Source organism: Sphingomonas oligophenolica, assembly GCF_006438955.1.
Taxonomy (GTDB): Bacteria; Pseudomonadota; Alphaproteobacteria; order Sphingomonadales; family Sphingomonadaceae; genus Sphingomonas; species Sphingomonas oligophenolica_A.
In genome coordinates, this window is the sequence record NZ_RCZK01000035.1 from 1 (window position 1) to 6,659 (window position 6,659).

6 protein-coding genes and 1 pseudogene are annotated in these 6,659 nt (G+C 67.2%); 1 reads left to right on the top strand and 6 read right to left on the bottom strand.

Annotation, left to right across the window (positions count from 1 at the left end; translation table 11 throughout):
* From EAH84_RS15575 to EAH84_RS16015, 6 genes are all read right to left on the bottom strand, one after another.
* Positions 1-211: transposase (locus EAH84_RS15575; RefSeq protein ID WP_140868377.1), on the bottom strand; the 211-nt coding region annotated here is incomplete at its 3' end.
* 49 nt (positions 212-260) lie between these two features.
* Positions 261-839, bottom strand: a complete 579-nt coding sequence (locus tag EAH84_RS15580) for a hypothetical protein (RefSeq protein WP_140872887.1) — start codon at positions 837-839, stop codon at positions 261-263.
* Positions 832-2,154, bottom strand: coding sequence for a hypothetical protein (locus EAH84_RS15585; RefSeq protein ID WP_140872888.1), 1,323 nt, complete (start codon positions 2,152-2,154; stop codon positions 832-834). Before EAH84_RS15585 ends, EAH84_RS15580 begins: the two co-directional genes overlap by 8 nt.
* Entirely contained in the window at positions 2,147-3,232 is a 1,086-nt protein-coding gene (locus EAH84_RS15590) for a hypothetical protein (RefSeq protein WP_140872889.1), read from the bottom strand. The genes EAH84_RS15585 and EAH84_RS15590 overlap by 8 nt, the downstream gene beginning before the upstream one ends.
* Complete coding sequence (locus tag EAH84_RS15595; protein WP_140872890.1) at positions 3,225-5,933, bottom strand: lantibiotic dehydratase; 2,709 nt, start codon at positions 5,931-5,933, stop codon at positions 3,225-3,227. Before EAH84_RS15595 ends, EAH84_RS15590 begins: the two co-directional genes overlap by 8 nt.
* Positions 5,934-6,079: 146 nt before the next feature.
* On the bottom strand, positions 6,080-6,235 hold the full coding sequence (locus EAH84_RS16015) for a hypothetical protein (protein ID WP_161978437.1): 156 nt from the start codon (positions 6,233-6,235) through the stop codon (positions 6,080-6,082).
* 194 nt (positions 6,236-6,429) lie between these two features.
* Here EAH84_RS16015 and EAH84_RS15600 point away from each other — a divergent pair.
* Positions 6,430-6,659 (top strand): annotated as a pseudogene (locus tag EAH84_RS15600) (IS110-like element ISMmg1 family transposase); the annotation flags it as partial.

Consider the following 6,659-nt stretch of genomic DNA (forward strand, 5'->3'; position numbering starts at 1 on the left):
TCACGTCGATCGCCGGTTCGCTCGCGGCCGGCTCCGATCCGAATACGTCCGCCGCGCCCTCCAGCAGCCGGGATCGCCACTGGTTGATGAGGTTTGGATGCACGTCATACTGCTGCGCCAACTCGGCCAGCGTCTTCTCACCCTTTACGGCAGCCAGAGCTACCTTGGCCTTAAACGCCGGGCTGTGATTCCGGCGGGGTCGCTTGCTCATCTTGCCTCCTGGGGCGGCCAACATGGCCGCGGTCAGATCGGCAATCCACTTATCCCCGCTGTTCAGATTTCCCGAGCCACCTCTCCAGGATCGCCGCATCATCGTCGATCATCTTCTCCATCATTTTTCCTTCCCGGATTTCGGTCCCAAAGCATCGCCAATCTGGCTCGCCAGATGAAATTCCATCGTGGGTCGATCGCGCCAATGTCTCGACGTCGATCCAGCATAGCTTCGCCGACTGATCCGCATCCTCATTCGCGCGCCAGGCCGCGATGTAGCCTGCCACCTGCGCCGCGATGATGTCGATTACCGGCGCGGGCAGCGGCGGTGCGCGATGGTGCGCGCCGAGACCGGGTGCCCAGAGCCGCGCGCACTGCTGGCATGACGCGCCGCCCGGCACCACGATCGGCCCGATCAGCACCCGGCTCGCATCATAGCCGACATGGCACACCGCCAAGCCCGCGACGTGCGCCTCCGCGGCGCAACGCCGCGCGGCGGGGGCATCGTGGAGCGGGACGACGGCCAGCGCGATGCCGGGCGGGACCGCCGGCGCGCACCCGCCGATCCGGCGCACCGCCGCGGCAAGCGCATCGGCCACGCTACACCAGGCGCCGCCGGCGTCAGCCATTGCCATCGATCTGCCGATACCGCCCCACCACGAAGTCGCGCACCGGCAACTCGCCGAGCCGGTCGAGCCGATGCGCGATATCCGCCGCAACCGCATGGCAGGTCGTCCCCTCGACCTGGTCCGCCGCCGCTTCGAGTCCGCGGCGGATCGCGCGCACGGTGACCTCGCTGGGCGACGCCGCCCAGACGGCGAGGCGTGGCCCACCCTCGTCGGGCAGCACGTCGAGCGCGCGGTGGGCGAGCGGAAACACCGACAAGGATGCCTCGTCCGCCCATGCCAGCAGGGGCGTGTGCGCCATGAAAAAGGGTTGCGACCACGCGATCCAGCGCTCGCGCTCGCGCTGGCGCGGCGACCGCGCGGGTGCCGAGCCGGATCGGCGGGCATCGCCGTCCTCCGACGGCGCGAGTACCAACATCGGCGACGCGTCGGCGCCGACGAAACTGCCATCCGGGCGGATCAGCGTCGCCCCGGACAGGGGCAGCAGGCCCGCGGGCTGCGCATCGTCCGCGATCGTTGCGTTGAGCGCCTGAAACGCGGCCATGCTGCCGAGCACCGCGAACGCATAAGGCGACATCGGCGCAGTATCTCCGGTCGCGTCGCGCGCCTGCCAGTCCTCTGGCGCGCGGGTCACCATGCCCCCCCGGCGCGTCGTACCCGCGATCACGGATCGCCCGGCGTGTCGGCACACTGGTGCGGCCCAGCCATCGCCCGCGATCGGATCATCGTCGACCGCGCGCACCATGACCGCCTGCGGATCGATCGGGTCGGTCGGCGCGATCCACCGCCATGCAAAACCGCTGTCGCAATCCGCCTGCGCCGTCAGGCGGTCGGCCAGGTTCAGGCGGCTGGCGTCGTCATCGGGTCCGATCGCCAGACTGCCGACCCCCGCATCCAGCATCCCCGCGACCGCCATCGCGAAGCTTCGGCCCCGACCGGTCACGACGACGGGCTCGGTGCGCCAGCGGCCAAAGGCCTCGACCGGGTTAGGAACGCGATCCAAGATATAGCGCCACGTCGTTCCGGCGGGGTCCGCGGGCCAGCTATCGCGGCCGCTCTGCGCCAGGAGCAACATGCGCCGCGTCAGCAATTCGGCTGCGATCAGCCGCACGACGCTGGTGGCGCGTTCGGGATAACGAGCGCAGATCGCATCGAGCGTCTCGCGCCCTGAAAATCGACCGATCACGTCGGCGAGCAAGGCGCGCGGCACGCCCCTGAATTCGACGTCGGTGTCGCCCAGCGTCAACGCGGGCGCGGCGGGCCGATCGTCCAGCCGCACGGCGGCACGAAGACGCGGGTAAAGCGCGCCGTCAAGCATGTGCCGCCCCCGCCATCTCGGCGACGGCATCGCGCGCGCGCGCGGCAACCTCCGGGAAATCCGCGACGATCGCACGGATGAGCAGGTAGCAGGCCAGCGCGCGCTCGACCGGCGAGATCGTCGCTGCCGCAAGCGCCTCGTACATCATGTTGATGACAATCCGGAAGCGATGGTGGAGCGGCGACGCGAACACCGCGGCGTTGCGATCGGCGTCGAACATGTCAGTGAGACGCGCGGTGACCGCCTCGTCAGAGCCGAGGGTGTCGCGGATGTGGAGCGGGTTGTCGACATCGACGGGTACGAGGCGCGTGTCGGGATCGGCTTGAATCGCGCTCACCGCCCGATCGAGATCGACCCCTGTGGCCGTCCAGCCGCTCAGGTCGATCGGGGGATCCGGCCGCGATACCACCTCGCTCACCATCGCGGTGACGGGTCCGGCGAGGCGACCCCATGCCGCTTCGGACACGGGCCGCAGCGACGGATGCGCCGTCAGGAACAGCCGGGTATGCGCCAATAACGAGGCGGGCCAGAAGGCGAACGCCGCGTCGGCTGTCATGTGGCCGACACTCGCCAGGCGCCGCGCCGCCTCTACCACGAACCCCCCGCGCGAGCGTTCTCGTGCGGCCGCGATCTGCGCGACGTCGCCGAGCACACCGCAGTGGAATGTCGCTGCCGCTTCACCCAACGCGGGTGAGCCCCACAACGTTCGCTTCTTGTTCGCGGCGAGGAACACGTGATTATTCGAGTAGAGCGGCTCGATCGCCCCCGCCCATTGCTCGGCGCCCGCCATCCGACGCGAGCGCGCCAGGTAATCAGTCGGCAGCCGCTGCGTAGATGGATGGCGCGCGATCCAGCGGCGTATCTCGTCGCACGCACCGTCAATGTCGCGGCGTGTCGCGTCACCTGCGGACGATTCGATCACTGCGTCGAAATGCGGTCCGCGCGCCCAGTCGGTCCGCAGATACGCCCGCATGCCGGCCGTGCGGATCAGCGACGACAGCGCCGGATGGAGCGCGTCCACCACCAGCAACGCTGGGGCGGCGTCGAAGTACGCGACGCGGATGACGCGATCAAACATCGGCCTCGCTCAGCGCGAGCTCGATCGTGATTTCCGCCGCGTGCCGACGACCGTCGACCGTGACCGGGCTGTCGCCGGGTTCGGGCAGCACTTCGGTGATGGCAAGGTGCCCCGCAATCGACCGCAGCGATCGCTGGAACGCCCGGACGAGCCACACGCTGTCGATGTCGAGGTACATCGGTTTGCGGGTCTTATGCGGGCGCGGATTATCGCCCCCGCTCGATCGCCAGAAATTCGACGCCTGAAAGAAGGTCGCGCGCGGCAAGCGGAGCGACCGCCATCGGTCACGCAGCGCGAAGAAGAACGCAGCGGCGTCAAGCGTCGGATCAGGCAACACCGTGGTTGCCAGCGACCACGAACGCCGCGAGAGCACCGCCCCGCCCATCACCAGTCTCGGCCGTGTCCACAAGTCGGGCGGGTCCGTCGGCCGATCCCGCGAGAAGATCGCGTCGGCGATCGAAAACGGCAGGTCGGACGCGCCGTTGATCCAATCGAGCACGCGATGGACCGGCGGTAGCGCCCAGGAATTGAGGATGCCGAAATAATAGGGTGACAGCCGCTCGCCGCCCTCGTCTTCCACGACCAATCGGTTGATCGCAGGATCATGGCGCAGCGTGCAGCGGTCGAGCGTGTATTTGCGGGTCTCGGCAAAGTCCGCCGCATAGGGCGGAATCGAGAATTCCCGGTCGCACAACGGCGGGTGAAGATTGGCGTTGAACCCGAACACGCCGGGTATCGCAACCGGTATACCGGGCGCCAGGGCTTCGACATAGTCGGCCACCGCGCCTGCTGCGGTCAGAAAGCGGGAGGTCATGCGTCCGTTGCCGGGATAGACCGAATTGACGACGAACCCTGCCTCGCCGTGGCCCGTCACGAACTGCCCGTTGATGCAGTGGGAGCGCGCGCGGCGGCGATAACTCGGCGGTAGCATAGCATGGAAGCGCCGGACGAGCGCGGCGGGCATATGCCATGTTTCCGCATCGCCGTTCAGGTCGCGCAACGCAGCGGCAAAGCCAACCGACACCGCATCCTGCGCGCGGGCATCGTCGTCGTCGGGAATCGTCCCGGTCTGCCATGGCGGAGAGTCCGTCCCACTCGAAGAGGCCGTCAGCGCCTCCGCGGTCTCGATCAGGAACGCGGTCGGGTCCGCGCACCCGCCGCCGGTGCCGAACGCCGCGACAAACCGCCGCGTCAGCCAGGCTCCCGCCCAGCCATAACCGCGCAACAACGGCACCAGCCGCACCAGATCGGCAAGGTCGGCCCACAGTGGCGCGATCGCGGCGTCGCGCATCGCGATTGCCGGCGCGGCGATCACACAATCCTCGTGGAATACCGGGCGGAACGTGTCGGCGCGCAGCGCCGCGCCGGTTGCCCCCGCGATATCGTCGATGGCGCGCTCCATCGCACGTTCCGCTTCGGTCCCCGGCCCCTGCGCCACCATCGCGCGCCGCGCCATCTCGATCTGGTCGATGCCGTTGGTGAGCGCGGTCGAGACCGAGGGTGCAGCGCGCCGCGCGACCGACCGAGCCCAGTCGACCCGATCATGTTGCGCCGGCATCTGGTCGTCCAGGACCAGCAGGTCGAGCGACACGAGCCGGTCCAGCAGCCGTTCGATGTCGGCGGGTCCGGAGAGACCGATCCGGGACCGCAGGTAATCCTTATACGCGCCCAACCGCCACGGCTGCGGCGCGGCGATGACATCGCGCAGGATGGCGAGCAGGGGTTGCCTGACGCGAAGCTTGTTCGTCGTCGACACGATGCCATAGGTTTCCATCGCGGCGGCTTCTGAAAACGCGATCCGCTGCCACTCGGCGCTCTCCTCGTCGAGGCGCAGCGTCGGGTTTGGCCGTATCGACGCCTCATCGGACAGCATTGCGACGGAGGTCGCGACCGGACGGAGGATGCGCTCGACGATGCTGTGTCTGACGCGGACGTCGCGGGCGACGGTCATGTTATCAAGCGAAAAAGCGAGATCGCTCGGTCCGGTCGGATCCCACACGCCCAGCGCGATCAATGTCAGCGAGGATCGGGGACTCGTCTTGAGCGTCGAGCGCGTTAGGAAACCGGCCAGCGCGAGATGGAGATTGACCCAGTCCTTATGGCGTAGCACCGCGCCGCCTTCGAGTTGCTGCAATGTGTGGATCAGCGACGGGCTGGTCGCGATCATTGCCGCCCGCAGGTTCGGCAGCGTCGCCGCGCGGCGCAAGGCGTCGGCATCGGCGGCAAGATTGGTCGCATGGGCCTGAAGCATCTCCTCCTCGGCGATCCGGATATGATCGATGCCTTCCACCGCCCGACGCACGTCCACGTCAGCGGCCTGTGCCAGCAGTTCCCCGACGGCCGCGATCGTTTTCGCCTTGGGGCGTCGACGGTTGAACAGGTCGCGCTTCAACGCGATCAGATCGCGTTGTTGCTGCTTGTCGGCGACCAGCGCCACCGTGGCTTCGATCGCGGCGCAGGCGCGGTCGACGATTATAGTCATATCGCGCCGCAGGAGCGTGATCGCGTCGCTCGCGCGTGCTGCCTCGTCCGATCGCACCGACTGCACCGCCGCAACCGACTCGCCGCCGACGCGCAGGACGAAATGCGGATGCCGGACGATACGAGCGGCCAGTTCGTCGCCTTCGCCCCCGCGTGCGCTTCCGATACGATTCAGGAACTCGTCCAGTGATGGTCCGCTGATCGGCGTCGATACATTCACCCAGACGCTCCCATCCCGATCGTGGTTCACGATCGATGCGCAGTCTTGCTGACCAAGATTGGATTCCACGCCCGCAACGATGCGCCGACTCTGGCCTCGGTGTCACCGCTGTCCGAGGCGACGCGCCGCTTAGCGCAAGGGACGCCTCAGACGGACACGTCGGGCTGCGTCGAACCGCTGCAGGACGAGCTGCCATAGCAACACGAGGCGCCCGTCTCCGGGATCGCCATGTAGCCGCTCGTGGCCACGACTTCGATCGCATCGAGATCGAGATCGCTGATGTCGAACTCTACCTTCTCCATCTTGTCCTCCTCACATAACCGCCGCGACATGCAAACGGTTACTAGGGTTTAGACCCGCCATCTTCGTCATCAACATCATCAAGCTCTAGAATGAACATATCATCCGTGCTCAACGCGATATTTACTCAGTTTATGGGATGGCCCGCCCCTCATCATCTGGCGCAATCTGGCGTTGGATTAAAAGGAGAGGACCGATGACGACGAAGACGCCGATTGCCACGCTCGGGATCGACCTAGGCAAGAACAGCTGTAGCTTGGCAGGAATGGATGCGAGCGGAACCGTGGTGTTGCGCCGACGAATGACGCGGGAGGGACTGATCAAGTTCTCCGCCGCGCTGCCGGCTTGCGTCGTGGCGATGGAGGCGTGCTGCGGTGCTCATTATCTCGGGCGCACGTTCGAAGGGCAAGGCCACACGGTGCGGTT

Coding starts and splice junctions, on each gene's coding strand:
- EAH84_RS16015 (WP_161978437.1), bottom strand. CDS start 6,235: ATGGAGAAGGTAGAGTTCGACATCAGCGATCTCGATCTCGATGCGATC.
- EAH84_RS15585 (WP_140872888.1), bottom strand. CDS start 2,154: ATGCTTGACGGCGCGCTTTACCCGCGTCTTCGTGCCGCCGTGCGGCTG.
- EAH84_RS15580 (WP_140872887.1), bottom strand. CDS start 839: ATGGCTGACGCCGGCGGCGCCTGGTGTAGCGTGGCCGATGCGCTTGCC.
- EAH84_RS15590 (WP_140872889.1), bottom strand. CDS start 3,232: ATGTTTGATCGCGTCATCCGCGTCGCGTACTTCGACGCCGCCCCAGCG.